The organism is Pelagibacterium montanilacus (assembly GCF_003992665.1).
Lineage (GTDB): Bacteria > Pseudomonadota > Alphaproteobacteria > Rhizobiales > Devosiaceae > Pelagibacterium > Pelagibacterium montanilacus.
Genome location: NZ_RZMX01000006.1, coordinates 34,552 through 61,361 on the forward strand (window position 1 = coordinate 34,552; position 26,810 = coordinate 61,361).

The 26,810-nt window shown below is 63.2% G+C and carries 28 protein-coding genes and 1 tRNA gene; 16 read left to right on the plus strand and 13 right to left on the minus strand.

The window, feature by feature from the left end; all coding sequences use genetic code 11:
* Positions 1-13 precede the first annotated feature (13 nt).
* Complete coding sequence (locus tag EO136_RS01335) at positions 14-1,069, plus strand: YeeE/YedE family protein (RefSeq protein WP_164730384.1); 1,056 nt, start codon at positions 14-16, stop codon at positions 1,067-1,069.
* A gap of 43 nt (positions 1,070-1,112) precedes the next feature.
* Complete coding sequence (locus EO136_RS01340; protein ID WP_164730385.1) at positions 1,113-1,937, plus strand: thiosulfate oxidation carrier protein SoxY; 825 nt, start codon at positions 1,113-1,115, stop codon at positions 1,935-1,937.
* A gap of 19 nt (positions 1,938-1,956) precedes the next feature.
* Here the strand turns inward: EO136_RS01340 and EO136_RS01345 are convergent, their stop codons facing one another.
* The 6 genes from EO136_RS01345 to EO136_RS01370 form a co-directional block, all read right to left on the minus strand.
* Positions 1,957-2,820 carry an SMP-30/gluconolactonase/LRE family protein gene (locus EO136_RS01345; RefSeq protein WP_127142678.1) on the minus strand — a complete coding sequence of 288 codons (864 nt, stop codon included), beginning with the start codon at positions 2,818-2,820 and terminating at the stop codon, positions 1,957-1,959.
* 60 nt (positions 2,821-2,880) lie between these two features.
* Positions 2,881-3,678 (minus strand): FadR/GntR family transcriptional regulator, encoded by a 798-nt coding sequence (locus tag EO136_RS01350; protein WP_246018232.1) that lies wholly within the window; start codon positions 3,676-3,678, stop codon positions 2,881-2,883.
* An 11-nt stretch (positions 3,679-3,689) separates the two neighbouring features.
* Positions 3,690-4,493 carry an ATP-binding cassette domain-containing protein gene (locus EO136_RS01355; protein WP_127142680.1) on the minus strand — a complete coding sequence of 268 codons (804 nt, stop codon included), beginning with the start codon at positions 4,491-4,493 and terminating at the stop codon, positions 3,690-3,692.
* Positions 4,490-6,280 (minus strand): dipeptide/oligopeptide/nickel ABC transporter permease/ATP-binding protein, encoded by a 1,791-nt coding sequence (locus EO136_RS01360; RefSeq protein WP_127142681.1) that lies wholly within the window; start codon positions 6,278-6,280, stop codon positions 4,490-4,492. The genes EO136_RS01355 and EO136_RS01360 overlap by 4 nt, the downstream gene beginning before the upstream one ends.
* Positions 6,277-7,224, minus strand: coding sequence for an ABC transporter permease (locus tag EO136_RS01365; RefSeq protein ID WP_127142682.1), 948 nt, complete (start codon positions 7,222-7,224; stop codon positions 6,277-6,279). Before EO136_RS01365 ends, EO136_RS01360 begins: the two co-directional genes overlap by 4 nt.
* Before the next feature lie 76 nt (positions 7,225-7,300).
* Positions 7,301-8,854, minus strand: a complete 1,554-nt coding sequence (locus EO136_RS01370; protein ID WP_127142683.1) for an ABC transporter substrate-binding protein — start codon at positions 8,852-8,854, stop codon at positions 7,301-7,303.
* 133 nt (positions 8,855-8,987) lie between these two features.
* Here EO136_RS01370 and EO136_RS01375 point away from each other — a divergent pair, with 133 nt between their 5' ends.
* On the plus strand, positions 8,988-9,629 hold the full coding sequence (locus EO136_RS01375) for a DUF1028 domain-containing protein (RefSeq protein ID WP_127142684.1): 642 nt from the start codon (positions 8,988-8,990) through the stop codon (positions 9,627-9,629).
* A 28-nt stretch (positions 9,630-9,657) separates the two neighbouring features.
* Here the strand turns inward: EO136_RS01375 and EO136_RS01380 are convergent, their stop codons facing one another.
* From EO136_RS01380 to EO136_RS01395, 4 genes are all read right to left on the minus strand, one after another.
* On the minus strand, positions 9,658-10,596 hold the full coding sequence (locus EO136_RS01380; RefSeq protein WP_127142685.1) for an electron transfer flavoprotein subunit alpha/FixB family protein: 939 nt from the start codon (positions 10,594-10,596) through the stop codon (positions 9,658-9,660).
* Positions 10,593-11,342 carry an electron transfer flavoprotein subunit beta/FixA family protein gene (locus EO136_RS01385; RefSeq protein ID WP_127142686.1) on the minus strand — a complete coding sequence of 250 codons (750 nt, stop codon included), beginning with the start codon at positions 11,340-11,342 and terminating at the stop codon, positions 10,593-10,595. The genes EO136_RS01380 and EO136_RS01385 overlap by 4 nt, the downstream gene beginning before the upstream one ends.
* A 98-nt stretch (positions 11,343-11,440) precedes the next feature.
* Positions 11,441-11,516, minus strand: a tRNA-Ala gene (locus EO136_RS01390).
* 71 nt (positions 11,517-11,587) lie between these two features.
* Complete coding sequence (locus EO136_RS01395; protein ID WP_127142687.1) at positions 11,588-12,268, minus strand: hypothetical protein; 681 nt, start codon at positions 12,266-12,268, stop codon at positions 11,588-11,590.
* A 381-nt stretch (positions 12,269-12,649) separates the two neighbouring features.
* On the opposite strand from EO136_RS01395, the gene EO136_RS01400 reads away from it, so the two are divergent.
* From EO136_RS01400 to EO136_RS01410, 4 genes are all read left to right on the plus strand, one after another.
* Positions 12,650-13,897 carry a porin gene (locus tag EO136_RS01400; RefSeq protein ID WP_127142688.1) on the plus strand — a complete coding sequence of 416 codons (1,248 nt, stop codon included), beginning with the start codon at positions 12,650-12,652 and terminating at the stop codon, positions 13,895-13,897.
* A gap of 229 nt (positions 13,898-14,126) precedes the next feature.
* Complete coding sequence (locus tag EO136_RS01405; RefSeq protein WP_164730386.1) at positions 14,127-15,965, plus strand: OmpA family protein; 1,839 nt, start codon at positions 14,127-14,129, stop codon at positions 15,963-15,965.
* Positions 15,966-15,988: 23 nt separating this feature from the next.
* Entirely contained in the window at positions 15,989-16,111 is a 123-nt protein-coding gene (locus tag EO136_RS18945) for a hypothetical protein (protein ID WP_281280364.1), read from the plus strand.
* Positions 16,112-16,117: 6 nt separating this feature from the next.
* A complete protein-coding gene (locus EO136_RS01410) occupies positions 16,118-16,687 on the plus strand; it encodes an NADH-quinone oxidoreductase subunit E (RefSeq protein ID WP_127142690.1) in 570 nt (189 codons plus the stop codon).
* Here the strand turns inward: EO136_RS01410 and EO136_RS01415 are convergent.
* Positions 16,671-17,651 carry an alpha/beta fold hydrolase gene (locus EO136_RS01415; protein WP_127142691.1) on the minus strand — a complete coding sequence of 327 codons (981 nt, stop codon included), beginning with the start codon at positions 17,649-17,651 and terminating at the stop codon, positions 16,671-16,673. The genes EO136_RS01410 and EO136_RS01415 overlap by 17 nt on opposite strands.
* A 184-nt stretch (positions 17,652-17,835) precedes the next feature.
* Between EO136_RS01415 and dapA the strand changes: the two genes are divergently transcribed.
* Both dapA and smpB read left to right on the plus strand, forming a co-directional pair.
* On the plus strand, positions 17,836-18,711 hold the full coding sequence (dapA, locus tag EO136_RS01420; RefSeq protein ID WP_127142779.1) for a 4-hydroxy-tetrahydrodipicolinate synthase: 876 nt from the start codon (positions 17,836-17,838) through the stop codon (positions 18,709-18,711).
* Between the two features lie 8 nt (positions 18,712-18,719).
* Entirely contained in the window at positions 18,720-19,208 is a 489-nt protein-coding gene (smpB, locus tag EO136_RS01425) for an SsrA-binding protein SmpB (RefSeq protein ID WP_127142692.1), read from the plus strand.
* Between the two features lie 19 nt (positions 19,209-19,227).
* Here the strand turns inward: smpB and EO136_RS01430 are convergent, their stop codons facing one another.
* Together EO136_RS01430 and EO136_RS01435 are read right to left on the minus strand one after the other, a co-directional pair.
* Entirely contained in the window at positions 19,228-19,866 is a 639-nt protein-coding gene (locus tag EO136_RS01430) for a uracil-DNA glycosylase (protein WP_127142693.1), read from the minus strand.
* 23 nt (positions 19,867-19,889) lie between these two features.
* Positions 19,890-20,456: a LabA-like NYN domain-containing protein gene (locus EO136_RS01435; RefSeq protein ID WP_127142694.1), complete on the minus strand. Its 567-nt coding sequence runs from the start codon at positions 20,454-20,456 to the stop codon at positions 19,890-19,892.
* 198 nt (positions 20,457-20,654) lie between these two features.
* On the opposite strand from EO136_RS01435, the gene rpoZ reads away from it, so the two are divergent.
* From rpoZ to era, 7 genes are all read left to right on the plus strand, one after another.
* Positions 20,655-21,023 carry a DNA-directed RNA polymerase subunit omega gene (rpoZ, locus tag EO136_RS01440; RefSeq protein WP_127142695.1) on the plus strand — a complete coding sequence of 123 codons (369 nt, stop codon included), beginning with the start codon at positions 20,655-20,657 and terminating at the stop codon, positions 21,021-21,023.
* A gap of 103 nt (positions 21,024-21,126) precedes the next feature.
* Entirely contained in the window at positions 21,127-23,403 is a 2,277-nt protein-coding gene (locus EO136_RS01445) for a RelA/SpoT family protein (RefSeq protein WP_127142696.1), read from the plus strand.
* Positions 23,400-23,984 carry an orotate phosphoribosyltransferase gene (gene pyrE / locus EO136_RS01450; RefSeq protein WP_127142697.1) on the plus strand — a complete coding sequence of 195 codons (585 nt, stop codon included), beginning with the start codon at positions 23,400-23,402 and terminating at the stop codon, positions 23,982-23,984. The genes EO136_RS01445 and pyrE overlap by 4 nt, the downstream gene beginning before the upstream one ends.
* A complete protein-coding gene (gene acpS, locus EO136_RS01455; protein WP_127142698.1) occupies positions 23,981-24,400 on the plus strand; it encodes a holo-ACP synthase in 420 nt (139 codons plus the stop codon). The genes pyrE and acpS overlap by 4 nt, the downstream gene beginning before the upstream one ends.
* Positions 24,401-24,436: 36 nt before the next feature.
* Complete coding sequence (gene lepB / locus EO136_RS01460) at positions 24,437-25,195, plus strand: signal peptidase I (protein WP_127142780.1); 759 nt, start codon at positions 24,437-24,439, stop codon at positions 25,193-25,195.
* Between the two features lie 2 nt (positions 25,196-25,197).
* Positions 25,198-25,899: a ribonuclease III gene (rnc, locus tag EO136_RS01465; protein WP_127142699.1), complete on the plus strand. Its 702-nt coding sequence runs from the start codon at positions 25,198-25,200 to the stop codon at positions 25,897-25,899.
* Positions 25,881-26,810: a GTPase Era gene (era, locus tag EO136_RS01470; protein WP_164730387.1), complete on the plus strand. Its 930-nt coding sequence runs from the start codon at positions 25,881-25,883 to the stop codon at positions 26,808-26,810. The genes rnc and era overlap by 19 nt, the downstream gene beginning before the upstream one ends.

Genomic DNA, 26,810 nt, shown 5'->3' on the forward strand with positions numbered 1-26,810 from the left:
AGGAGGGCGGTCGTTGCCACCCGATCAATTGGTACTGTGGGCGGGGCTGGTTATCGGCCTCGCCTTCGGCATATGTGGACAGATTTCCGGGTTCTGCCTGATGAGCGGCCTGCGCGGCTGGTGGGTGACCGGCGACGGGCGCAAGGTTCGCGCCTTCGCGCTGGCGCTGGCCGTTGCGATCGTCGGCAGCCAGATGCTCGAGGCAGCCGGACTGGTCGCGTTCTCAAGCTCGATCTATGTCCAACCCAGCTTTTCACTGGTCCTGACGGTACTGGGCGGCGCGCTGTTCGGGTTTGGCATGGTCATGTCCAATGGCTGCGGCGCCCGGGCGCTCGTGCTTTTGGGAAATGGCAATCTGCGGTCGTTCCTCGTGCTGGTGTGCCTGGGTATCGCCGCCTATATCATGCTCTCGGGCCTGCTTGCACCGGTGCGGCTCGCCCTTGGCCAATGGCTCTCGGTGACGCCGCCGGGCGGCGGCTCGACGATCGGACTGCTTGCCACTGCCGGGCTGGACCCGGTCCTGGGCCGTTGGCTGCTGGTGGGCATCCTTGCCGCGGGGCTGGCCGCGTTCTGTCTCCTCGACCCGCGGTTCAGGACTGATCCCATCGCTGTCGGCAGCGGTATCGTGATCGGTCTGCTTGTGCCGGCAGGCTGGTACGCCACCGGCGTGCTGGGCGCGGACGACTTCGATCCTGCGCCGCTCGTATCGCTGACCTTCGTGGCGCCCATCGGAGACACCCTTCAATATGCGATGCTCTCGACCGGCACGCGGCTGAGCTTCGGCGTCGTGGTGGTCATCGGTATCTTCGTCGGGTCGCTGCTAACGGCCCTTATGACACGGCGCGCGCGCCTAGAAGGCTTCACGCGTGCCCGATCAATGTTGCGTTACATGGGCGGCGGTGCGCTGATGGGAACGGGGGGCGCAATGGCCCTCGGCTGTTCCATCGGTCAGGGCCTGACAGGCCTATCTACCTTGGCTGTTGCGTCTTTTCTGGCCGTGGTGGGCATACTGGGCGGCGCGGCGTTGGCGCTGCGTGGGCCGCTTCGGCTGGCACCGCCCGAGCCTTGAGGGGCGGATGGTGCCCACCTATATTCGGGAAAAGGAGGACGACATGCCCAAAGCCCCAACAGCTTCCGCCGTTACACTGTCCCGACGCACCGTCATCGCGCTGACTGCGAACGCCGCCACGTTGGCCCTGACCCCGCTCGGGGCCCTGGCCCAGGGCGGAGGTGCGTGGTCCCGGGTCGACGAGGCGCTTGCGATTGTCGGGGATGCCGACCCGATTGCTGAGGGCGTGGTATTGGACCTTCCGGCGGTTTCAGAAGACGGCTCGACCGTGCCTCTGGGCGTCAGCGTCGACCGGCCCATGCAGCAAGGCGAGTTTGTTAAGGCGATCCATATCATCGCGCCGGGCAATCCCTATCCGCTGATTGCCACCTTCAATTTCACCGAGCTTTCCGGCCGGCCCGAAGTCGAGACGCGCGTGCGGTTGAACGAAAGCCAGACTGTGATCGCGCTCGTTGAGCTGTCCAGCGGTGCGATGCTCGTGGGCGAGCGGGACGTGCGCGTCACCGTCAGTGGGTGCCTGGCGCGTGCCGACACCTACGATACGGCAAACCTCTTCACCACCCGCGTCCGTGTGCCCGAATCCCTTGCTGCGGGGGAGTCAGGGGAGGTGCTGACCATGATCAACCACCCGCAGGAAAGCGGCCTGCGCGAGAGCATGGATGGTGGTCTGGTGCCCAAGCGTCTGATCGAGCGGATGGACGTGACGCTGGATGGCGAGCCGGTGTTTTCCGCCGACCTTCACCGGTCGGTGTCGTCCAACCCCTATATCAAGTTCTTCATGACGCCCCAGAGCGGGGGCACGCTGGACTTCACATGGACCGAGGATACCGGCGAGACGGCGCACGAGAGCGCTGAACTCGCCGTTTAACGCTCACGGACGACAGCGTTCAGAGCACTACCTGGTGCTCTGCCTGCCCGCGGGTGACATCCTCTGCAGCAAAGGTCATTCCGCTGTAGGGTGCATCGCGCAGGTTCTTCTCGTCGAGACCTTCGCGGGCCGTCGTGCAGAACAGTGTGGTGAGGGACGGGCCGCCGAATGCCGGGCATGAGGCGTGAGGAGCCTCGACGCTGACCGTGCGCATCATCGAGCCGTCGGGGGCGTAGGCAGCGATCCGGCCAGCCCCCCACTGAGCGATCCACATCATGCCTTCGGCATCGATCACCGCGCCGTCCGGATTGAGGTTCTCGCCCGAGAAATCGATGAACAGCTCGGGCTGTCCGGCCAGCCAGCCGGTGTGTGGATCAAGCCCGACCTGGAAGACTTTCTGCTCGGCGGTATCTGAAAAGAAGGCCCGGCGCCCGTCGATCGAAAAGCACATGGAATTGGTGATCGAGACTGAGGGCACGATCTTGCGCACTTCGCCGCGGTAGAACCGATAAATCGCGCCGGCCCCCTTTTCGGCCTTTTTGCCCATCGTGCCGATCCAGAAGCCCCCGAAGGGGTCGGCCCGGCCGTCATTGGAGCGGGTGGAGGCGTTGTCGGCGTCGAGGTCCGCCACGACCGTGGTCTTGCCCGTCTCGATATCGAAGCGCAACAGGGCCGTCTCCGAGGCAACGAGCAATGTGCTCTTGTCTACCCATCCGGCAGCCGAGACCATGTCGTCAAACGTCCAACTATGCTCGCGCTCACCAACCCGCGTGCAAAGCGTGCGCCCGATGATGTCGAACCAGAAGAGCTGCTCGCGTTCGGGGTGCCAGAGCGGCCCTTCACCCAGTGTGCACGGACGATCATCGAAAATGCGGGCGTGCATACGTGCTGCCTTCGGTTCGAGTGCGTGGTAGCCGGAGTTGATCGGCTGGTCCGGTCGATGTCAACCGATGGTGGCGCGCCGCCGGACCTCGCCCTGACCTCGGGCGACGGGGTCGTGGAGGAAATCGCCCTGAAGCTCGGCCTGGAGATCAAGCATGGCCTGCTCGGCATAGGCCATGTGATCGGACATGATCGTGTGCACTGCGTCGGCATCGCCGCGGCGCATCGCGGCGATCAGCTCGCGCTGATAGGCAATGCCGCGCTGCCGGAGCACGGGGCGGGGCTGGCGGTAGATGTCGCGGCATACGGCCTGCTCCTTGAGCAGGCGCTGCAGGAAGCGGCAGGTGAAAGCGAGCAGGGCGTTGTCCGCGTATTCGGCGACCACGCTGTGGAAGTCGAGTTCGGCCATGCGCTGGTCCCAGCGCTCCTGAGCGTCGGCCGGCTCGTGGTCGTAGATGGCGATGATGTCGGCGAGCCGCCGATAGCCGGCTTCTTCGATATTGGCCATGGCGCTGACGGCGGTCAGCGGCTCAAGCACCTTGCGCAGGGCGTAGATGTCGGCAATCGAAATTTCCTTGGCAAAGAGGAAGTTCGACAGAAGGCTCATGGCGCGCTGTTCCGACATGCGCTCGATGAAGGCCCCGCCGCCCGGGCCGGTGCGGGTGCGGATCAGCCCCTGCACCTCAAGCGCCTTGAGCGCTTCGCGGATTGTGCCTTTGCTGGCTGCGAACTGTTCGATCAGCTCGCGCTCCTGGGGTAGCCGGTCGCCGGGCTGCAATCCGTGCTCGACGATGGTCCGCTTGATGGCGTCGACGATTTCGTCAGTCCGTTTCCGGCGCAGCGGCTGGTCGCTTTCCAAGATAATGTGTCCTATTCGGCGGCACGGTTGAGGCGCGGGGCGCTCGCGATGAGCTCCCTTGTATAGTCATGGCCCGGCGCGCGGAAGAGGGCCTGGGCTGTTTCCATCTCCACCATCTCGCCAAGATACATGACGCCGACCCGGTCCGAGACCGATTCGACCACGGCCAGATCATGGCTGATGAAGAGGTAGGACAGGCCGAACTCGTGCTTGAGATCGTCCAGCAGCAGAAGGACCTGAGCCTGTACCGAGACGTCCAGCGCCGAGACCGGCTCGTCGAGTACGAGTATCCTCGCTTCCGCGGCAAGGGCCCTGGCGATGGCGATGCGCTGGGCCTGGCCGCCCGAAAATTCGTGCGGATAGCGCTCAAGCGTATCGGTGGGCATCTGTACCGCGTCGAGCAGTTCACGTTTGCGGGCCGCACGCTTTTCCGAATCGTGGCCGCGCAGCAGCCGGAGCGGGACGTCGAGGATCGAATCGATGGTCTTGCGCGGGTTGAGCGAAGCGACGGGGTCCTGGAAAACGTACTGGATCACGCGCCCGAACACCTGCGAGCCCTGCGCACGCAGCTTTGCGGCATCCTGGCCCTCGATCTCCATGACGCCAGAGGTCGGGGTTTCCAGGCCCACGAGCATGCGCGCGATGGTCGACTTGCCCGAGCCCGATTCCCCGACGATGGCAAGGGTCTCGCCGCGCTGCAGCTCAAAGGACACCCCTTTGACTGCCTGCACGGCATGGGAGGTGCCGCCGAACAGAGAGCGGTTGCCCCCGAACGTCTTGACCAGATCGCGAACGACGATTGCAGGTTCGCTCATGGCTGTTTCTCCGCAAAGAGGGGGCGGAGACCTTCGAGGAAAGCTTTGCCCTGGCCGATCTCGGGGACGCACGCGATCAGCTTCCTGGTGTAGGCGTGCTGGGGATCGGCCAGCACCTCGCCCGTGATCCCGGCCTCGACAATATCGCCGTCCTTCATCACGGCGACGCGGTCGCAGACCTGAGCGACGACACCGAAATCATGGGTGATCAGCAACAGCGCCATGCCGCGTTCGCGCCGCAGGTCCTGGAGAAGATCGAGAATCCTGGCCTGCACGGTGACGTCCAGTGCCGTCGTGGGCTCGTCGGCGATGATGATGTCGGGATCGTTGGCGAGCGCCATGGCTATCCCGATCCGCTGGCGCTGGCCGCCTGACATCTCGTGGGGGAAGGCATCGACCCGTTCCTTTGCGTCCCGGATTCCGACCTTTTCCATCAATTCCAGCGCGCGCGATCTCGCCTCGCTGCGATTGATCCTGCGATGCGCAAGAATGGCTTCGGCGATCTGGTCACCGACCTTAAAGAGGGGGTGCAGCGTGGTCAGCGGATCCTGGAAGACATAAGCGACTTTCGACCCCCGGAGCGCCCTGACACCCGTTTCTGTGCGGGAGAACACGTCCTCGCCTTCGATATAGACCGCGCCGTTGGTGATCATGCCTGGTGGTGACGCGACGAGGCCGAGGAGGGAAAGCGCCGTGACCGATTTGCCCGAGCCCGATTCCCCGATCAGCCCGAGGCATTCGCCCTTTTTGAGCGAAAAGGAAATGTCCTTGACCGCCGGGACCGTTTTGCGGCCTTTCTGGAAACTGGTTTCCAGCCCCTGCACATCGAGGATTGCGTCGGTCTCGATCCGCGGTTCGGGCTTGCTGCGGCGCTCAAGGCGGGTCATCGAGCGCGGTCGTGTCAGATCGCCTGCGCGCAGACGAGGATCGAGAACGTCACGGACCCCGTCGCCCAGAAGGTTGATGCTCATCACGAGGGCAAAGATCATAAGGCCGGGAATGACCGACACATGCGGCGCAGTGAACAGAACCCGGCGCCCTTCACCCAGCATGGAGCCGAGATCTGCCTGGGGCGGCTGGGCGCCGAGGCCCAGGAAAGACAGGCCCGCAGTTTCGAGAATCATCCAGCCTACGGTTGTGGACATGGTGATCACGATGACGGGCAATACCCCGGGAAGCACTTCGGTGAAGAGGATGGAGGCGTGACCTTTGCCCGACAGCCGCGCCGCGTCGACGAATTCGCGCGAGACCAGCCCGACCGTCACCCCGCGCACATTGCGCGCAAAGAACGGGATATTGACGATGGCGATGGCGTAGAGCGCATTGATGAGGCTGGGGCCAAGCACCGCGACGATCGCCAAGGCCAGCAGGATGTAGGGGAAGGCCATGAGCATGTCGATGCCGCGCATCATGACGTTGTCCGTCCGTCCGCCGGCATAGCCTGCGACAAGCCCGATGATCGACCCAAAGAGCGCCGCGATGGCGGTTGCCGCCAGCCCAACCGCGATGGAAATCTGCGAGCCCCAGATCAGCCGGGACAGAACGTCTCTGCCGAGCTGGTCGGTGCCCAGCAGATGCCCCTCGGTCAGGGGCGGTTGCAGCCGGTCTGCGGGGCTGGTGGCATTTGGATCGTCAAGCGGCAGAATGGGTGCGAGAATAGCGAGGAGCGCAATTAGCCCGAGGATGATGAGGCCACCCGTGGCAAGCCGGTTGTTGAGCAGCAGGCTCCAGGAGGAAAGGCGAGAAGAGGTGGCCGGGCTGGTGGTTGCAGCTTGAAGTTGACTCATGACTTCAGCCTCGGGTCGAGAAGGGCCTGGAACACGTCTGCTGCGAGGTTGAAAAGCACGTAGCTCGCGGCGACGAACAGGACGCCTCCTTGGACGAGCAGTATATCGCGCGTGGAAATCGCGTTGACGAGCATCTGGCCGATACCGGGCCACTGGAAGACGGTCTCGATGTAGACCGCGCCACCAAGTACGAAGCCGGCCTGGATGCCGATGACGGGAATGACGCTGACAAAGGCGGCCTTGAAGGCGTGCTTGTAGATGACTGTGCGCTCATCGAGCCCCTTGGCGCGAGCCGTGCGCACGAAATCCTGCCGCAGCACTTCCAGCATGGCAGCGCGGGTCAGGCGCGCGATAACCCCCGTTGCTACGACCGCGAGCGTTGTGGCGGGCAGGATCATGTGGCGCAACAGATCGGGCAGATCGCCCCCACCATAGATCGCGTACATGCCGCTGGCAGGCAGCAGGCGCCACTGCACGGCGAAAACGAGGATCAGCAGCAGCCCCAGCCAGAATGCGGGCATGGAAATTCCGATCAGGACAAAGAAGGTGATGATGCGGTCGGCCCAGCCGAACTGGCGAACTGCCGAGACGATACCGGCCAGAAGGCCCAGAATCGAGCAGATGACCAGCGAGGTTCCGGCGAGAACGAGAGTGGCGCTGTAGCGCTCGAGAATCTCGTCCAGCACAGGACGGTTGAGCCTGAACGAGCGCCCGAAATCACCCTGCAGGACATTGGTGATCCAGGCGAAATATTGCTCGGGGAGGGACCGGTCCAGCCCCAGATCGCGGTTGATGCGCTCCACGTTCTCCGGCGTCGCGTAAGCGCCAAGGATGGCCGTGGCAGGATCGCCGGGTATGAGCGCCATGATGGCGAACACGATGACCGACAGACCGAAAAGCACCGGTACTGCCGAGATGAGCCGCTTTGCGATATAGCCGAGCATCGCATTCTCCTGCGCCGGGCCGTGCGTGATGCGATCGGCAGCGGGAGCCGCCGATCGCAGGGTTGCGTGAGGAAACTTACCGCTTGGTGACGTCGCCAAGCTGCAGCAGGAAGGAAGGCTGGAGCTCGAAGTTCTCAACCGCTGACGATGTCACCGCACCCTGCTGCCAGTTGGCGACAAAGATCCACGGTGCATCCTCAAAGACGATCGCCTGCATCTCCTTGTAGAGTTCGGCGCGTTCGTCCTGATCGGTTGCCGTGCGGGCAGCGTTCAGCAATTCATCCACTTCCTCGTTGGAATAGTAGGACGAATTGAAGCCGCCGGCATCGGGCCATGCCTCGGTCCGCAGGGTCAGAAAGGGCAGGGTGTCCGGATCGTTGGTCATCCATGCCATCTGAGCCATGTCAGCCTGATCTTCGAGGCCGGCGTTCACGAGACCCAGGAAGGTGTTCCACTCATAGGTCTCGATGTTGACCTCAAAGCCTGCAGCCTCGAGATCGGCCTGAATCGCCGTGCCCATGGTGATGGGGTCGAGCATACCCGAGCCACCTTCGGTCACATAGAACGTGACTTCGGCGCCTTCCGCCCCAGCCTCGGCCAGCAATTCGCGGGCCATTTCAGGGTCATAGGGGTAGGGCTCGAGATCCTCGTTATAGGCCCAGTTGAAGGCCGGGGGGATTGGGCTGTCCGAGACCGTGGCCGTGCCCTGGAGGATGTCATCGACCAGCGCTTCCTTGTTGACCGCATAGTTGGCGGCCTGGCGCACGCGCACGTCGGAGAACGGACCTTCGGCTGCATTGAGCATCACGTACCAGACGTGCGGTCCGGCCTGCTCATGCACCGTGAAATTGGCATCGGCCTCGAACGTGCCGACATTGTCGGCAGGCACTTCGACGAGAACGTCGATGCCGCCCGAGAGCATTTCGGCGACCCGGGTGTTGGCATCTGTGATCGGGCGGAAAACGACCGCCTCGAGTTCAGGCGCACCATCCCAGTAGTCGGCGTTACGCTCGACCACTACGCGGGTGTTCGATGCCCATTCCACGAACTGGTAGGGGCCGGTGCCGACCGGGTTGCGGCCGTAATCTTCCCCGAATTCCTCGACAGCAGCCGGCGAGACGATCAGACCGGTGGGGTAGGCAAGGTTGGACAGGAAGGGCGCGAAGGGCTCAGAGTGGACGAACTCGACGGTGAACTCGTCGATGACGTTCACTTCCTCGACCGAGTCGAAATTGAACGAGAGCGGAAAGGGGCCGGTCTCGTAAAAAGGGTGGCTCTCGTCGAGCATGCGGTCGAAGTTGAACTTCACCGCCTCGGCGTTGAACGGCGTGCCGTCATGGAAGGTGACGTCGTCGCGCAGGGTGAAGGTATAGACCAGCCCGTCTTCGGACACTTCCCAGTCGGTCGCAAGTGAAGGCTCGACCTCGAGCGTGCCGTCCGCGTAACGGACAAGTCCGTCATAGACGTTTACCGCGATCCGAAAATCGTTGACCGCTGTGGCGACGTGGGGATCGAGCGATTGCGGCTCGGCAATCTGGCCCACGACCAGAACGTTGGGGGGCGTTTGGGCAGATGCAGGCGAAGCTGCAAGCAATGCCGCGATCGCGACCCCGGCTAGCAAGTTTTTCATGACAACCTCCTTTGACCAGACGTGCCCCGAAACGCTTGCGAGGCATCGGTACTGCGATTAATTTATCAGCATAAATGGACAGCGCAAGGAAGTTATCAGTATAAATGGACAGGCCATACAGAGAGTCGCGCCCATGACGTTTTCCATTGTCGCCCGTGATGCCGCCACAGGATATGTCGGCGTTGCCACTGCGACCGGCGGTCCCGCCGTCGGCTCCCTCGTTCCGCACGCGCGTCCCGGCTTGGGCGCCATTGCCACCCAGGGCCTGACCAATCCCTTCCTCGGCTTTGACGGCCTCGAGGCGCTGGCCGAGGGGCTTTCGGCTGGAGAGGCACTGGAAAGGGTGAAGGCGGCGGATGCCGATATCGCCAAGCGTCAGGTGATCATCGTGGATCGCAACGGGGGCACGCAAGGTTGGTGCGGCTGCGCTCTGGGCGCAGAATCGGGAATGGTGCTGGCCGAGGGTGTCGCGGTTGCCGGCAATCTGCTGGCGGACACCGAAGTGCTCGATGCCATGCTGGCGGCTTACCAGCGGCGTGAGGGCGAGGCACTGGAGGCCCGACTGCTGGCGGCGCTGGGTGCAGGAGAGGCGCGGGGCGGCGACCGCCGCGGCACACGCTCGGCGGCGCTCAAGGTTTATGCGGACCAGCCTTATCCCCGCTATGACGTCCGCGTCGATTCCTCGGACCATCCGATCGCCCAGCTTGCCGAAGTGCTGGGCGAGGTGCGGATCGGCGATTACGCAGAGTTCTTCGCGCAGGTGCCCCGGCGGTAGGTGAACCGCCGGGACGCCTCGATTCGATCTATGAAAGCGCCTTGGTAAGCTCCGGAACCGCCTCGAAGATATCGGCGACCAGCCCATAATCTGCCACACCGAATATGGCCGCATCCGGATCCTTGTCGATGGCGACGATGACCCGGGCGTTCTTCATCCCGGCCAGGTGCTGTATGGCCCCGGAAATGCCGATGGCGATATAAAGATCAGGCTGGACGACCTTGCCGGTCTGGCCCACCTGCCAGTCATTGGGGGCGTAGCCGGCATCCACCGCGGCGCGGCTTGCGCCGATCGCGGCCCCGAGCGTTTCGGCAAGGGGCGTGAGCAGCGCCTCGAAGTTCTCAGCAGAGCCCAGCGCCCGACCGCCCGAGACGACGATCCGCGCCGATGCGAGGTCCGGACCTTTGCCCGCTGCGCGCTCCTTGCCGACGAATCGCGTGCGCGCAGGGGAAGAAGGGGTGAATGCGACCGTTTCGATGGGGGCTGTGGCCTCTCCCGTCGCCGCCATCTCGAATGCCGGCGCGCGGACGGTGAGAACGATCTTCTCGCCCGTCGCCTCGACCTTCTGGATCGCACCGCCTGCGTAGATCGGACGCTCGAAGATCGTATCGGAGACCACCGCGCTGATGTCGGACACCTGCATGACGCCGAGCAGCGCGGCGACGCGGGGCAGGACGTTCTTGCCAAAGCTGGTGGCTGCCGCCGCGATGTGGCGGTAGGGCTCTGCCACCGAGACAATCAGCTCGCCCAGCGGTTCGGCCAGCCCGTGGGCAAGGGCCGCGCCGTTCGCGACCAGAACCTTTTCGACCCCTGAAATGGACGCGGCCTCGGCCGCGACGGCATCGCATCCCTCTCCGGCGACGAGAATGTGAATTGGCGCACCGAGCGCCGAAGCCGCCGAGATGGCGCGCAGCGTGGCAGGATTGAGCCGGGCATTGTCATGCTCTGCAAGGACGAGAGTGCTCATATCACCCGTGCCTCCGTCTTGAGTCGTTCCACCAGGTCTGCCACCGACTCAACGGTGCTGCCCGGCTTGCGCGCTTCGGGTGCCCGGGTCTCGAGAATCTTGAGCAGTGGCGTAAGGTCGATGCCGAGCTCGGAGGCCTCGATCTGCTCGAGCGGCTTTTTCTTCGCCTTCATGACGTTGGGGAGCGAGGCGTAGCGTGGGGTGTTGAGCCGCAGATCCGCAGAGATCACCGCGGGAAGGTCGAGCTCGAGGGTTTCGAGCCCGCCATCCACCTCGCGGGTGACGGTCACGACAGCCTCGCTTACCTCCACCTTTGAGGCGAAGGTCGCCTGCGGCCAGCCGACCAGCGCCGAGAGCATCTGGGCGGTCTGGTTGGAATCGTCGTCGATGGCCTGCTTGCCCATGATGACGAGATCGGGCGCTTCCCGCTCGACGAGGACGGCCAGCAGCCGGGCCACGGCAAGCGGTTCGACCGGCTGGTCGGTAAGAACGAGGATCGCCGTATCCGCACCCATGGCCAGAGCGGAGCGCAGCGTGTCCTGGGCCTGCGCGGGGCCTATCGACACCGCCACGACGTCGCTCGCAACGCCCGCCTCCTTGAGCCGCACCGCCTCTTCGAGCGCAATTTCGTCGAACGGGTTCATGGACATCTTGAGATTGGCGAGGTCGACGCCGGAGCCATCCGGCTTGACCCTTACGGCCACATTGGCGTCCAGGACGCGCTTGACGGGAACGAGAATTTTCAACGGGACCTCCGGACCGGGTGTCGGGCTGGCCAATGGATGGCCATTCGCATCCCCGAATGCAAGGAACGAGATACCAATTTCGCGGCCGGAAGGAGAAATGGTGGAGCTGATCGGGATCGAACCGACGACCTCGTCATTGCGAACGACGCGCTCTCCCAACTGAGCTACAGCCCCATTCGGCTTCGCGTCTTATACCATCCAAAAGCGGGCGAAAAGAGCAAACTCGCACGCGCGCCGATCTGCTGTCAGCCTCGGGCTTCAAGCGGCAGGGCGAGGGCGATCAGGCCCGGGAGCGTGCGGGTTGGATCAAAGCTCAGGTTCTGGCAATTGGATGCGAAGATAGCGGTCCATTGCGCCGCGCCGTTGCGAATGAAGGCGGTGCGCGCCGCCGGGCCGGAGAGCTCGAGCGCGCTGGCCGCGAACTCGGCGCGCTGCACGGCGCTCATGAAATCGGAATCGGCGAAGTATGAGCATTCCTCGACCTCGATCGACTGCCAGGCCAGGAGCGCGGTGTCGATCATGTCGCCTGCGACCTGACGGCCGAAATCAAGGAACGGGACAAGGCCCTCATGCCCGCAGGCAATGGCGGCCGCATCGCCGCGCATGGTGGACATCCGGTCGGCAAGGTCTTGGACGGTGGGGCGAAGGGAATCGGAAAGCTGCTCGATGCGATACTCTATGGCGGTTACCTCGATGGGCTCGAGATAGGTCACACTTGAATCAAAGAGCGCACAGCGCGTGCTGACCTGGCTGGCGACTACAAGGGCATCGAGATCCACCAGTGCCTGCTGGTTTGCATCGGCCTGTGCCGGCGCGGCCTCCTGCTCTTGCGCCCCCGCGTGGAACGGAATCAGAAGCGCAAGGATGAGGGACAGGGCAGCGGCACGCACCTTGGGAGAACTCCCGATCAATTCCGTATATGGCATGAGACAGAAGAACACCTGCATGCGCGGCATTTATATGGCGCCAATGTGGTGGCAGGGAAAGCGCCAATGGCGCCCTCACGGCAATTTCGGAGCGTTTCCGATTCCTTAACCGTGCCGGAAAACAAAGGTTAAAATCCCGTTTAAGTTTGTGTGGTCAATTTGCAACATCGGGTTCGCAACCCTGCAATCGTGGGTCCCGGGGGGTGTTTGGCCTGTTGCGCGGGGCGCGGGCATCGCTAGAGTGGGTCTTGCGAATCCATGCATGGGATCGTTTGTCGGTCGCAACGCGACGGCAACACACGACACCAACAATAATGTGGTCGCGTTTCGACAAACCGCCGGAAAGCCCGGCACACTAATGACTGACTTTGGAGGTCAATTATGAAAATCAAGAGCCTTCTTCTGGGTTCTGCAGCCGCTCTGGCCCTGTCCTCGGGTGCCTACGCCGCTGATCCGGCCATGGCCGAATTCGTTTCTCTCGACGTCTGCGATGCTTACGGCATCTCCGGCCTGACCATTGCTTCGGACGACACCTGCCTGCTGATCACGGGCGAAGTGTCCTACGAGTTCGAGGTCGAAGGCGTTGCTGGCAACGATCTCGACGAAAATGATTATTCGTCGATCATCGATTGGTCGCTGACGTTCGATGCGTCGACCCAGACTGATGCGGGTCGCGCGCAGGCCGTCATCACGCTCTTCAATGACGAAGACGAAGAAGACGTGATGTTCGATGAGGCCTATGTCGCTTTCGGCGACACCACCGTCCTGATGGCCGGTAAGAAGGGCACCATCTTCGAAGTTACCGACAACAGCCACATTGCGCTGGTTGACGAGCGGCTCGATCGGTTCAATGGCTGGTTCGATCAGGCGGAAGAGATTGACGATTATATCTTCCCCGAGCGTGGCGGTCACGTGATCCAGGTGGTTTCCGAGGTTGCTGACGGCTTCAGCGTCAAGGTTGGTCTCGAAGACCTCGACAACGCCGATTCTGGTGGCGGTACCCTGGGTGCTGGGGTCGGCTATGCGGGTGCTGGCGTTGCCGGCAACGTCGGTGTGCTCTTTGGCGATATCTTCGGCGATCAGGACGAATGGTCGGTCTACGGTGACGTGACTGCCGATCTTGGCGTTGCAGAAATCTTTGCATCGTCGGTCTATAGCGACACTGAGTGGGGCTATAGCTCCTGGGCAGCTCTTCTGACCGCTTCGGCAGAGTTCGATCTGTTCTCGGTTCGCGCGGGCGTCGGCTACGAGTCGGAAGAGTATCCGATCCTTGGTAACTATAGCCCAGAAGTGTTCTCGGTCGGTGCAGGCGTTGGCTTTGCTTTGACTGATACTGCTGATCTCGATGTTGAAGTTCGGTACTTTGACGGTGACGTCACCACGCGCCATGGTCGTTCGGCCGACAGCGAACTCGACGCAGAGCTCGGTGTTGCAGTCGCTCTGACTGAAGCTCTGACCGCCAGCGCATTTGTCGGCGGCAACTGGGATGACACGGGCGCAGACGACGTCTACCGCTTCGGCGCAGGCCTTGCCTATGCGCCCGGCGGCAACTTCGAGACCAGCCTCGACGCCGAAGTCAACACTCTTGAAGAGTACTCGCTGACCTTCGCAGCTTCGAAGTCGTTCTAATCGACTCTTCGACGCTTCAAGACAGGGAAGGGGTCGGCCATTGGCCGGCCCCTTTTCTTATGCGCTGGCGCGGGTGTTGGCTGTGGCGGTTGGCGACGTGATCTGCGAAACTGCGCGACACACTTCCCGAGTCGGGTGGGCGCATCGAATGGCGGTCCGGTCCGACTTTGTGCCCGGAGGCTTTCAACCGTTGCGACCGCGCCTGCTCTCTCTTCTGGCTTGCGGCCTGATGGCCGGCACAGCCGTGACCGTTTCTCCCGCCAACGCTCAACACAGCCACCACCTTCAACTTGCGCAGTTCCAGGTGCTCGAGACCGACGAGGCGGCGCCCGATGTGCCGCTTGCGGAACCGGTGGACGATCCCGAGGCCGTCGAGACTGCCCCGGTGACAACGCCGGACCTCGAAGCCCAGCCCGAAGGTGATGCAGAACCTGAGACCGGGATCGACTCGGAACCTGAGGCGGGGTCTTTTATCTGGACGCTCGAGATCGCGCCGGGCGCTATCGTCGCGACGGGATCGGCTCCGGGTTCACAGTTCCGGACATTTCAGTCCTCACGTCTCTCCAATTTCAGCGACGAGACGAGGGAGGCCGGAGAGGCGCCCGAAGGCTTTGTGGGCAATGCCCTGGCGGCCCTCGATATCGCAACGATGATCGAAAGCGGCACCATCCGCTTTGACGAAAATGGCTGGACCCTCGATGCGGTGTTGGCGCAAGGATCCGATCCGGGGCGCGTGGAAACACGGCTGCAGGCGGGCGGGGCGGATCAGACCCTCTGGTCCCTGACCTATAGGGAAGGGGAATCTGTCGGCGACGCATCGGAATCGTTAGATGAAGCGGTGCCGCCAGCCCCCGACACCATAACGGAAATTATCGAGGAGGCGCAGCCGGACGACCTGCCGGTCGAGCCGGAGCCGGTCCAATCCGAAGTCCCGGCCGAGGACGAGGGCATGGATATCCCGTCCGAGGCCCCGGTCGAGGACGAAGAATCCACTGAGCCAACTGAGGACAGTTCTGCCGAGGGTGCGCCGGTCACCGCAGAGCCAGAGGCGATGGAACCGCCTGCCGAGGCTCAGTCGGAGGTTCAGGGCACTGACGCTGCCGATGCGGGCACCGTCGATGAGGCTCCCGCGCCCGACATGCCGATTGTCGAGGACCCGGAAGCGCCGGAGCTCGGGGCGAGTGAACAGACGCAGCCAGAGGAGCCGGATGCTGCCGATGAGGAGGTCGAGAACGAAGACGCCACCGACCCGGCGCCTGTCGATAGCGAGCCCGCCGATCAGGATATCTCCGAGGATGCCGATGCGCCCGAAGACGCTGAACCGGCTGCCGCTACGGTCGACCCCGACTATGCATTTTCCGTCATGCAGCGGGCCGACGGTTCCCTGACCATGAGTGGTTCGGTGCCCAGCGAAGCGGTGCGTCAGCTCCTGGCCGATCTGCCCGGACAGACCGTCGATGCTGACGATCTCGGCGTGGCGCCGGGCGCGCCGGACGACATGTTCACCTCCATACTCGCCGGACTGTCCGCGCTCGAGCTGCTCGATGCCGGGCGTGTGGCATTGTCTTCTGGACAGTGGTCCATTTCGGGCCGTGCGCGCATCGATTCCGTGCGGACAGACGCCCTGGAACGGCTGGACCGGGCAGGGGGCGCCGAGACGTGGCGGGTGACCGTCACCGCACCGCGCGCCGAGGATATCTGCCGCGACGAGGTGCAGGCCTATATGGAGGACCGGTCGATCCTCTTTGCATCGGGCAGCGCCGCGTTGACGCCGGAATCGGCCGAGCTGATGCCCGAACTCGCGAGTATACTCAGTGTTTGCCCAGAGACCGTGGTCTATGTAGAAGGACACACGGATTCCGTCGGTGGGCAGGAGCTGAACCTGCCGTTGTCGGTTTCGCGTGCCGAAGCGGTCGTGGATGCGCTGATCGAGGAGGGCGTCTCCGTGATGCGGCTCTACGCAGTCGGCTATGGCGCCAGCCTGCCTATCGCGAGCAACGATACGGCGGCAGGACGGATGGAAAACAGGCGGATCGTCTTTACCTTCGAGGACCCTGCCGAGCAATGAACGCGGCAGCGTGGGGAGTGAACATGAGCCTTGATGCGGTCTTGTACCTTTTGCAGACCTACTGGATTTTCCTGGTTCTGGCCCTGGTGATCGGGGTCGCCACCGGCTGGTACAGCCATGATGGCGGCGATAGCGCGAAGGGCTGACCGGACATGAACGCGACCCCCCATATTCTCGAAAGCGCATTGCTGCTTCTGGCGGCGTTCCTCATCGGCTGCCTCGTCGGGTATCTCGCGCGCCGCATGTTCGGCAAGGCACCCGCCGAGCGGCCCGCCGCACCAGCGCCGGCAGCAGTTGTGCCGGCCGAGCCCGAAACCGCCAGCGCACCGGCGGCCACCGAGCAGCCGGTCGCCGAGGCTCCGGTCACCGCCGAGGCTGTTGCCACTCCGGCACCGGCCCCCAGGGCGCGAGCCACCAAGCGCGCCAAGGCAGTGCCTGAAACGGCGCCAAAGACCGCTGCACCGAGCGAGATTGCCGAACAGCAGACGGTCGCCGTTCCGGCCAACACGCAGGCAAAGCCCGATAATCTGCGGGCCATCAATGGGTTGGGGCCGAAGATGGAATCAAAACTTCATGCAGCCGGCGTGACGCAGTTGGACGAGATCGCCGGGTGGAGCCGCAAGGCCGCCGATGCGATGGACGCCAAGCTCGGTGCGCAGGGCCGGATCGAGCGCGACGACTGGGTCGGCCAGGCCAAGGCACTGCTCAAGAAGAAGAGCTGATCGCGCTCGTATCCCCGGGCCTGGGCACTTGCCTGCCCGGCGTGCCCAGGGCATCGGCCTGATCGAGAAATTTGGCGAGTGCGACCAGCGTCTCGATGTCCTCGAAAAGTGCGGGGCTGCCCTGTCCAGGGACTTCGTGGCGGGTGGCGTCCGGTCGAAGCCGCATCATCTCCTCGAACGTGGCGCGCCGCACCTGGTCGGTGAACTGGGTGCGCATGAGCATCAGAGGTGCGTGCGAGAGCGCCCTGAACAGGGCCCATTGCGGATCGAGCACATCGTCGAAATCGAAATCGGCAAGCTGGGCGATCAGCCGGGGATCGAAGAGCGTGCGGACGTTTTCGCGGCGGTCGAGCCAATAGACGCGTTCGGCGAGCATCTCAAGATGGGCTTCGGGTTCGCCGGGGTAGTCGGTGGAGAGCACGCGGCGGAACGCCCTGCGCGCGCCGGGCGCGCCGCGGATCTTGCACACATAGTCGTGATTGTTGCGCATGCGCACGAGGCTTTGGGGATCCGACAGAGGCCCTGAATCCACGAGGATCGTTCCCGCGAGCACCGACGGACGTCGTCGCGCCACCAGAAGCGCGACCTGGCCGCCATGGCCCTGGCCCAGCAAATGGGCCCTCGTGATGCCGAGCACAGCAAGCACCGCGAGCACGTCCTCGGCGTCGCGAAGGGAAACGTAGCGCTCGGTCTTGGGCAGCCAGTCGGATCGCCCGCGGCCGGCGAGATCGATCAGCACCACGGCGCGTTCTTTCGCGCCATACCGCCCGACGCCTGAATAAAGGGCCGAGAAATCGAGCATGTTCCGCACATAGCCGGGCAGGCAGACCAGCGGCGGGCCGGCAGTAAGGTCTCCGCTCACATGCACGGCCACCCGCCGGGCCGCCGAGATGCTGGCGATCTTGCGCACGGGGAGGTCCGAGAAGCGCTCGAATTGGTCGATGGGTGTTGCGCGTTTGAACATGATGCTTCATAGCACGACGGCGCCGCCCGGCAACGGGGGCCGCGCGCGGTGCGCGCCCGATTGCGGTGTTGTTGCCCCTCAGGGGCTCCCGCACTATGGTGCCGCGCCAGGCGCGCGCGACCGAACGCGCCAAGCAACAGAGGGTCACCGGGCGCGCCGGATGGCCAGACACGAGGACTACTGGATGTTCAGCGGATCGATCACGGCGTTGCTGACGCCGTTCAGGAATGGTGCGGTTGATGAAGATGCCATGGCACGCTTCGTCAAATGGCAGATCGACGAAGGCAGCCACGGCCTCGTTCCCGTAGGCACCACCGGGGAATCGCCCACAGTCAGCCACGAGGAGCATCGCAGGATCATCGAGATCACGATCGCGGTTGCCGACAAGCGTGTGCCGGTGATCGCGGGGGCGGGGTCCAACTCGACCCGTGAGGCGATCCATCTCGTGGAGTTCGCCGAACAGGCGGGCGCCGATGCCGTGCTGACAATCCTGCCCTATTACAACAAGCCCAATCAGGAGGGTCTTTTCCGTCACTTCGAGGCTGTCGCAAAGGCGACCAGCTTGCCGGTGATCCTCTATTCGGTGCCCACGCGGACCGTCATCGACATCAATGTCGAGACCATCCGGCGGCTGACGGAGGTGTGTCCCAACATCATCGGCATCAAGGATGCCACGGCGGACATGGCCAAGGCCTCCATGGAGCGCGTTGGGCTGGGCGAGGATTTCGTGCTGCTCTCGGGTGAAGACATCACCGCGCTGGGCTTTAACGCCCATGGCGGAAGGGGCTGCATCTCGGTGACGTCCAATGTTGCCCCGGCGCTCTGCGCCGCATTCCAGAACGCCTGTCAGGCAGGGGACTATGCGACCGCGCTGCGTCTGCAGGACCGGCTTGCCCCGCTCCACAAGGCCCTGTTCATCGAGCCCAATCCCGCCGGTATCAAATATGCAGCTTCGCGCCTTGGCCTCTGCGAAAACGAGGTGCGTCTGCCCATAGTGCCCGTGGCCGAGAGCACGAGCGCGGCAATCGACGCAGCCCTGGCTCATGCCGGGTTGATTTAGGGGGCGCCATGGCGGCACGCAACAAGCGCGGAGATTCGGGCCTGATTTCCCACGGGACCGTGGCGGAGAACCGTCGCGCGCGGTTCGACTATGAGGTGCTCGATACGCTCGAGGCAGGGATCATGCTCACCGGCACCGAGGTGAAAGCCTTGCGCAATGGCGAAGCGCAGATCACCGAATCGTACGTTTCACCGGAAGGCGGGGAGTTGTGGCTGATCAACGCCACGATCCCCGAATATATCCAGGCCAACCGCTTCAACCACGACGAAAAGCGCAGGCGCAAGCTGCTGGTATCGCGCAAGGAAATGGTCAGGCTGGCGAAGGGGGTCGAGCGCTCGGGAAACACGATCGTGGCGCTCAAGCTCTATTTCAATGATCGCGGTCTGGCGAAGCTGCTGATCGGTCTGGCCAAGGGCCGCAAGTCGTTCGACAAGCGCAACGTGCTCAAGGACCGGGACTGGGCGAGAGACAAGCAGCGGTTGCTCAAGCAGGGCTGATGCGTGCAGGGCGGCTGACTTAGCCTGCCTTTGCGTATTTGGCGGCAAGCCCCATGGCGCTCTCGAACATATCGGCGGTCAGCCTGCCCGTGTTGGTATTGTACCGCGAGCAGTGATAGCTGTCGACGAGGACCCGGCCTTCGCCCAGCTGGTGCACCGCGGCGTGGCCGAAGGGCATGCGGGATCTGGGGATGCCGAGTGCCGACAGCAGGGAATCGTGGGCGATGCGCCCGAGCGCAAAGAACGCTCGTGCCTGCGGGTTGGCATTGATCGTGTTGGTCAGAAAGCGCCTGCAGGTCTTGATCTCTTCGCCGGTCGGCTTGTTCTGAGGGGGGACGCACCGGACCGAGTTGACGATCAGTGCTCCGGTCAGCCGCAGGCTGTCATCGGGGGCTGCCGCGTATTCGCCCTGAGCCAGTCCGAATTTCTTGAGCGTGTCGTAAAGCAGATCGCCCGCGTAGTCGCCGGTGAAAGGGCGCCCGGTCCGGTTGGCCCCGCGCAGCCCCGGTGCGAGGCCCACGATCAGAAGCGCAGGCGCCTCCGAACCCCAATTGTTCACTGGTCCATTGTGCCAGTCGGGGTGCTCCTTCTGCGCCTTGTGCCGAAAGGCAACGAGCCGCGGACACAGCGGGCAGTCGGAAGGCGGGTTGGTCTGCATCAAAAAGTCACGCTAACAAAAATTCAGGAGGTCGCATCCTCCCTTGCCGCGCTGGACCGGTCAACCTGGGGCCGCCCTACCGTTTCCAGCAAGTCGGCGATCTCCATGAAATAATCGGCCTGCCGACGCAGATCGTCCGAGATCATCGGGGTTGAGGTGGTCAGGGTCGAAGCCACGGTGACCTTCTTGCCTCTGCGCTGAAGCGCGGCGACGAGGGCGGTGAAATCGCCGTCCCCCGAAAACAGGACGAGATGGTCATAATGGGGTGCCATCTCAAAGGCATCGATCGCCAGCTCGATGTCCATATTGCCCTTGATCTTGCGGCGACCATTGGAATCCACGAACTCCTTGGCGGGCTTGGTCACAACCGTGTAGCCATTGTAGTCCAGCCAGTCGATCAACGGGCGGATGGAGGAATATTCCTGATCCTCCACCAGCGCCGTGTAATAATAGGCCCTGAGCAGATACGCTTCGGACTTGAACTGGATCAGCAGCCGTTTGTAGTCGATGTCGACGGCGAGCGCGCGGGAGGTGGCGTAAAGGTTGGCGCCATCTATAAACAGAACGACCTTCTCGCGGGGGTCAAACATTCCAAAAATACTCCAGCCGGAAAACGGGTGTCGGCAATCAAATGCATGACCGCACAACGCTTTCGGGCGCTGCGGGTTCACCAACACATTGCCATTGTTTCCCCCGGACCCCTGCCTGGCAGAGCGCGTCGTGCTTGCTATGGCTGGCGTCCTCGTGTAATACGCCAACAATTCCCCACAAGGCGATGGAGACCGGCAGTGGCACGCGTCACCGTAGAAGATTGCATTGAACAGATCCCCAACCGGTTCGAACTGGTCCTTCTGGCAGCTCACCGCGCGCGGATGATCTCTTCGGGCACCCAGATCACCGTCGATCGTGACAACGACAAGAATCCGGTCGTTGCCCTGCGCGAGATCGGTGACAGGACCATTTCTCCCGAGGACCTCAAGGAGGACCTCATCCACTCGCTGCAGAAATATGTCGAGGTCGACGAGCCCGAGAGCGACATCGTTCCGCGCATCGAGACCGCCTCGGACGAGGAGGGGCCGGTGTTCGACTCGATCAGCGAAGAAGAACTCCTGCGCGGTATTGAATCGCTTTCGCCTCCCGAGCGCCGCGACGATTGATCGCCGGAAGGCTTTCTCGCTATTGTGATTTGGGCGTTCGGCCGCTGGCCGGGCGCCTTTGTGGTTGTGGCGAACGGATTGCGACATGGAGCATCCCCGACGCATGATGCGTCAGTACGAACTCGTCGAACGGGTACTGGCCTATAACCCGGATGCCGACGAGAGCCTTCTGAACAAGGCCTATGTCTATGCCATGCAAAAGCATGGCACCCAGAAGCGCGCCTCAGGCGATCCCTATTTCGCCCACCCGCTCGAAGTTGCCGCCATTCTCACGGACCTCAAGCTCGACGACGCAACCATTGCCGTCGCCCTTCTTCACGACACGATCGAAGATACCGACGCCACGCGCGCCGAGATCGACGAGATGTTCGGCACCGAGATCGGCAGGATCGTCGAGGGTCTCACAAAGATCGAGCGGCTGAACCTCATGAGTCGGGAAGAGGCTCAGGCGGAAAACCTTCGCAAGCTGCTGCTGGCGATCTCCGAGGACGTGCGGGTCCTTCTCGTCAAGCTTGCAGACCGGCTCCACAACATGCGGACCCTGGAGTTCGTGCCGGTGCACAAGCGGGCCCGCATCGCCCAGGAAACCATGGATATCTATGCGCCGCTCGCCGGACGCATGGGCATGCAGGACATGCGCAATGAGCTCGAGGACCTTTCTTTCAAGGTCCTCCATCCAGAGCATTACAGCGCGATCTCCTCGCGGCTTGCGGCGATGGAATCGTCCTCTCGGGACATCACGCGCGAAATCACCGATGAGCTGCAGCAGCACCTCGCAAGCCAGGGGATTTCAGCCGAAGTCAGCTTCCGGGTGAAGTCGGCGTGGTCGATCTTCTCCAAGATCGAGCGTAAGGCCATAGCGCTTGAGCAGCTCTCGGACATGATCGGCTTTCGCGTCGTCGTCGACAACCTTTGGGACTGCTATCGCACACTGGGGGTGATCCACACGAACTGGAAGGTCGTTCCGGGCCGATTCAAGGACTATATCTCGGTCCCCAAGCATAACGATTACCGCTCGATCCACACCACTATCGTGGGACCGGGCCGCCAGCGGGTAGAACTGCAGATTCGCACGCGGGAAATGCACGCGATCGCTGAGGTCGGTATCGCGGCGCATGCGCTCTACAAGGACAACATTTCGGGCGACATGACCAAGCTCGAGGCGGAAAGCCAAGCCTATAACTGGCTCCGCACCACGATCGCGCACCTCACCGAAGGCGACAATCCCGAGGAATTCGTCGAGCATACCAAGCTCGAGCTGTTCCAGGATCAGGTGTTCTGCTTCACCCCCCGCGGGCGCCTGATCGCCCTGCCGCGTGGCGCGACGCCTATCGACTTCGCCTACGCGGTGCACACCGATGTCGGCGACACCTGCGTGGGCTGCAAGATCAATGGCGCGGTGATGCCGCTGATCACCCATCTGCGTTCGGGCGACGAGGTTGAGATCGTCCGCGATGCCAACCATATTCCGCCCCCGAACTGGGAGAACATCGCCGTCACCGGCAAGGCGCGCTCGGCCATCCGCCGCGCCGTCCGCCTGGCGGCGCAGCACCGCGCCATATCGCTTGGCGAGCAGGTGCTCGCCGCAGTCATAGAGCGCGAAGGGCTGGAATTTTCCGAGGAGGACGTGCTGGCGCTGGCCGCCTATTTCGAGATGGGGGACCGTCGCGAACTGATAATCGGGATCGGGGAAGGGCGGGTGAGCGCCGACGATCTCGCCCGCGAGGCAACCGCGCTCAAGGGAAAGCGACGGCGCAAGGGCAACATCACGCTGCCGGTCGGAAATGACGCCGAAGGCTGGTTCGCGCTGCGGCAGGCCGAATGGTTCAAGTTCCGCATGCCCGGGGGGCAGCGCAGCGCCATTCGCCAGTTCGCCGCCCTCGTCGGTTTCGATTTCAACATGCCGGTCACGGTCTCACGTGAGGGCGCGGTGCCGGGCGATCGCCTCGTGGGCATCCTGCACCAGAGCGGCACTATGACGGTCTATCCGATCGACTCCGACGCGCTGGCAGACTATCACGATCAGGACGTGGGCTGGATCGACGTCCGATGGGACCTTGAGGGTAAGCCTGAGCGCTATCACAAGGTCTCGATTGCCCTGCAGTCGGCCAACCGCCCCGGCGCGCTCGCTCAGATTTCCTCCGCGATTGCGGCGTGCGATGCAAACATCTCCAACCTCGTGATGCGCGCCCTGTCGTCTGACTTCCACGAGATGATTTTCGAGCTCGAAGTGCGCGATCTGCCGCAACTGACGGACGTTCTGGCGACGCTTAAGCGGACGCCGGGATTGACGCGCGTGGCGCGAGCCAGCGTGTTGCAGGCCAGCGCCATCGAAGGCATGGAGAAGGTATTCGAACATAACGGAGATTCAACGCCATGACCCAGGACGAAGTGCTCGACGTCTTCCGCCAATCCGATGCTCTGCTGGATGGCCATTTCATCCTGTCGTCCGGCCTGCGATCGCCGGTCTTTCTGCAGAAGGCGCGCGTTTTCATGTACCCCGAGCGGGCCGAAAAGCTCTGCAAGGCGCTCGCGGAGAAGATCCGCGCCGAGGTCGGCGCGGAGATTTCACAGGTAGTGTCGCCCGCCATGGGCGGGGTCATCCCCGGCTATGAGACCGCGCGCCATCTTGGTATCCCAGCGATCTATACCGAGCGGGTTGAAGGTCAGTTCGAGCTGCGGCGCAGCTTTGCGGTGCAGCCGGGCGAGAAGGTGATCGTCGTAGAGGATATCGTTTCCACCGGGCTCTCGATCCGCGAGTGCATCGATTGCGTGGTGCGGCTGGGGGCCGATGTGGTCGCGGCGGCCTGCATCGTCGACCGGTCGGGCGGTGAGGCCGATGTGGGTGTGCCGCTCGTTGCGCTGACCCGCTACAAGGTGCCGGCTTACGCCCCCGATGCGCTGCCACCCGAGTTGGCAGCCATCCCTGCGACCAAGCCGGGCAGCCGGGGCCTGCAATGATCCTGGGCCTGGGCAACGACATCTGCGAAATCGCCCACGTCGAGCGGACGCTCGAGCGGTTCGGAGAGCGCTTCATACAACGGTGCTTTACCGAGATCGAGCGCAGCCGATCCGATCGCAGGCGGAACCGCGCCGCGTCCTACGCCAAACGCTTTGCAGCCAAGGAGGCATGCGCGAAGGCGCTGGGGACAGGCCTTTCAAACGGCGTATTCTGGCGCGACATGGGGGTGGTCAACCTTGCGAGTGGAAAGCCGACCATGGCGCTGACCGGTGGCGCGGCCGAGCGCTTGGCCATGATGGTCCCTGAGGGCCACGAGGCACGGATTCACGTGACCATCACCGATGACAACGGCCTTGCGCAGGCGTTCGTCATCATAGAGGCGCTGCCGGTTGACCGGTCCCAGCCACTCCCTTAACACAATGACGCAATTGACCCGAACATGAGCGAACCGATGTCGGAAACTGACAAAAAGAAGAAGTCCGGCAAGGGGGAGCTTCGGGAAACCGTGGTGATCCTGGTCCAGGCGCTGTTGATCGCACTGGTGTTCAGGACGCTGGCTTTCGAGCCATTCTCGATTCCGACTGCCTCTATGCAGTCCAACCTGTTGATCGGCGACTATATCCTCGCGTCCAAATACAGCTACGGCTATTCGCGCTATTCGCTGCCCTACACCGAGATGCCCTTTCGCGGTCGCTTGCTGGGCAACACGCCCGAGCGCGGCGATATGGCGGTCTTCAGGCCAGTTCCCCAGACCGACAACTACGTCAAGCGCGTCATCGGCCTGCCCGGTGATACGATACAGGTCATCGAGGGCATCCTGCACATCAATGGCGAACCGGTCGAACGCGAGTCCATCGGCCGGATCGAGGACGTGGACAGCAACGGCTTGACCCTGCCAGTGTCCGCCTATCGCGAAACGCTGCCCAACGGGGTGAGCTATACGATCCAGGAAGTGTCCGACAGCGCCCAGTTCGATAACACCGCCGCCTATCAGGTTCCCCCGGGCCACTACTTCATGATGGGTGACAATCGCGACCGCTCGCTCGACAGCAGGTCGCTCAATTCGGTGGGCTACGTGCCGTTCGAGAATTTCGTCGGAAAGGCCCAGTGGCGCTTCTTCTCGATCGAGGGCAACATACCGCCTTGGCAGATATGGCGCTGGCCCGGTAGCGTTCGCTGGGATCGCATGTTTACCTCGGTATACGATTGAGCATGAGAGCCAAGGAAAAGGAACAGATCGAGCAGCGGCTCGCCTACAGCTTCTCAGACCAGACCTTGCTCGAGCGCGCGCTGACTCATTCTAGCGCCGTGGCGCCATCGCGTCGTACTCGCGAATCCTACCAGCGGCTCGAGTTTTTGGGCGACAGGGTGCTGGGGCTCGTGGTTGCCGATCTCCTGTGCAACCGGATGCCCCTGGCCAATGAGGGCGAGCTGTCGCGCACGCTCAATAGCATGGTCCGCAAGGAGAGCTGTGCGCGCGTGGCCCGCAAGCTCGGGCTTGGTGCCTTCCTGCGGTTGGGCGACAGCGAGGCCCGTACAGGGGGCGCGGACAAGGATGCCATTCTGGGCGATGTCTGCGAATCCCTGATAGGTGCGATCTTCGCCGATGGTGGCCTGCAGCCGGCCTATGAGTTCGTGTCCCGCATGTTCGGCGATGATCTCGATCTCGCCCATGCGCAGCGCGCCGATGCAAAGACCACGCTTCAGGAATGGGCTCAGGCCCAGGGGCTCGAACCGCCGACCTATTCTCTGACCGCTCGGTCAGGCCCGGATCACGCTCCGGTTTTCACGATCTCGGTGGAGGTGCGCGGATATCCCACGGAATCCGCGACCGGGGCATCAAAGAAACTGGCGGAGCATCAGGCCGCCGAAAAATTCCTGATGCGGGAGGTCGTATGGACGACGGATCGATGACTGAGGCTTCTGGCGCCGGCCCCACCCGTTGCGGTTTCGTGGCTCTGCTCGGTGCTCCGAACGCGGGGAAGTCGACGCTGCTCAATGCTCTTGTGGGCGCAAAGGTCTCGATCGTCACCCACAAGGCGCAGACGACACGCGCCCAGGTTAGGGGCGTCCTGACCACGGGTCGGGATCAGCTCGTGTTCATCGACACGCCGGGCGTGTTCCAGCCCAAGAGGCGGCTTGACCGCGCCATGGTCAATTCGGCATGGACCGGGGCAGGGGACGCCGACATGGTCGCGCTGATCGTGGACGCCCAGAAGGGGCTGACCCCGGAGATCGAGGTTCTGGTTAACGGGCTCGACGTGATCCGTCAGCCCAAGGTGCTGGTGCTCAACAAGATCGACAGGGTACGCCGGGAAACGCTTCTGGAGCTCTCGAGCAAGCTCAACGAGAAGGTACGGTTCGAGACCACGTTCATGATCTCGGCGCTCAACGGCGACGGCGCGCAGCATGTGGTGAACTGGTGTGCCGCCCAGGCGCCCGAGGGGGAATGGCATTTCCCAGAAGAGCACCTGACGGATCTCACGCTGGCCCTCACGGCTTCCGAGGTGACGCGCGAAAAGCTGTTCATCCGCATTCACGACGAGATCCCCTATCAGGCAACCGTCGAAACCGAGGCGTTCGAGGTCCAGGCCAACGGGTCTTACAAGATCAACCAGGTGATCTATGTAACCCGGGACACGCACAAGAAGATCGTGCTCGGGGCCAAGGGCCAGACGATCAAGACGATCGGCGCCGAGGCGCGGGCCGAGATGATGGAGCTCTTCGAGGTTCCTGTGCACCTGTTCCTGTTCGTCAAGGTGCGCGCCAACTGGGCCGATGATCCCGAGCGCTATCGGGAAATGGGCCTCGACTGGACCAAGTGA

Bases quoted from the DNA above. Each gene is read 5' to 3' on its own strand.
- EO136_RS01395 (WP_127142687.1), bottom strand. From the start codon at position 12,268: ATGCCATATACGGAATTGATCGGGAGTTCTCCCAAGGTGCGTGCCGCT.
- dapA (WP_127142779.1), top strand. From the start codon at position 17,836: ATGTTCAGCGGATCGATCACGGCGTTGCTGACGCCGTTCAGGAATGGT.
- acpS (WP_127142698.1), top strand. From the start codon at position 23,981: ATGATCCTGGGCCTGGGCAACGACATCTGCGAAATCGCCCACGTCGAG.
- EO136_RS01410 (WP_127142690.1), top strand. From the start codon at position 16,118: ATGAACGCGACCCCCCATATTCTCGAAAGCGCATTGCTGCTTCTGGCG.
- EO136_RS18945 (WP_281280364.1), top strand. From the start codon at position 15,989: ATGAGCCTTGATGCGGTCTTGTACCTTTTGCAGACCTACTGGATTTTC.
- EO136_RS01365 (WP_127142682.1), bottom strand. From the start codon at position 7,224: ATGCTCGGCTATATCGCAAAGCGGCTCATCTCGGCAGTACCGGTGCTT.
- EO136_RS01345 (WP_127142678.1), bottom strand. From the start codon at position 2,820: ATGCACGCCCGCATTTTCGATGATCGTCCGTGCACACTGGGTGAAGGG.
- EO136_RS01370 (WP_127142683.1), bottom strand. From the start codon at position 8,854: ATGAAAAACTTGCTAGCCGGGGTCGCGATCGCGGCATTGCTTGCAGCT.
- EO136_RS01360 (WP_127142681.1), bottom strand. From the start codon at position 6,280: ATGAGTCAACTTCAAGCTGCAACCACCAGCCCGGCCACCTCTTCTCGC.
- EO136_RS01340 (WP_164730385.1), top strand. From the start codon at position 1,113: ATGCCCAAAGCCCCAACAGCTTCCGCCGTTACACTGTCCCGACGCACC.
- smpB (WP_127142692.1), top strand. From the start codon at position 18,720: ATGGCGGCACGCAACAAGCGCGGAGATTCGGGCCTGATTTCCCACGGG.
- EO136_RS01445 (WP_127142696.1), top strand. From the start codon at position 21,127: ATGATGCGTCAGTACGAACTCGTCGAACGGGTACTGGCCTATAACCCG.
- EO136_RS01405 (WP_164730386.1), top strand. From the start codon at position 14,127: ATGGCCGGCACAGCCGTGACCGTTTCTCCCGCCAACGCTCAACACAGC.
- EO136_RS01375 (WP_127142684.1), top strand. From the start codon at position 8,988: ATGACGTTTTCCATTGTCGCCCGTGATGCCGCCACAGGATATGTCGGC.
- EO136_RS01435 (WP_127142694.1), bottom strand. From the start codon at position 20,456: ATGTTTGACCCCCGCGAGAAGGTCGTTCTGTTTATAGATGGCGCCAAC.
- EO136_RS01355 (WP_127142680.1), bottom strand. From the start codon at position 4,493: ATGAGCGAACCTGCAATCGTCGTTCGCGATCTGGTCAAGACGTTCGGG.
- EO136_RS01430 (WP_127142693.1), bottom strand. From the start codon at position 19,866: ATGCAGACCAACCCGCCTTCCGACTGCCCGCTGTGTCCGCGGCTCGTT.
- era (WP_164730387.1), top strand. From the start codon at position 25,881: ATGGACGACGGATCGATGACTGAGGCTTCTGGCGCCGGCCCCACCCGT.
- lepB (WP_127142780.1), top strand. From the start codon at position 24,437: ATGTCGGAAACTGACAAAAAGAAGAAGTCCGGCAAGGGGGAGCTTCGG.
- EO136_RS01415 (WP_127142691.1), bottom strand. From the start codon at position 17,651: ATGTTCAAACGCGCAACACCCATCGACCAATTCGAGCGCTTCTCGGAC.
- EO136_RS01400 (WP_127142688.1), top strand. From the start codon at position 12,650: ATGAAAATCAAGAGCCTTCTTCTGGGTTCTGCAGCCGCTCTGGCCCTG.
- EO136_RS01380 (WP_127142685.1), bottom strand. From the start codon at position 10,596: ATGAGCACTCTCGTCCTTGCAGAGCATGACAATGCCCGGCTCAATCCT.
- rnc (WP_127142699.1), top strand. From the start codon at position 25,198: ATGAGAGCCAAGGAAAAGGAACAGATCGAGCAGCGGCTCGCCTACAGC.
- pyrE (WP_127142697.1), top strand. From the start codon at position 23,400: ATGACCCAGGACGAAGTGCTCGACGTCTTCCGCCAATCCGATGCTCTG.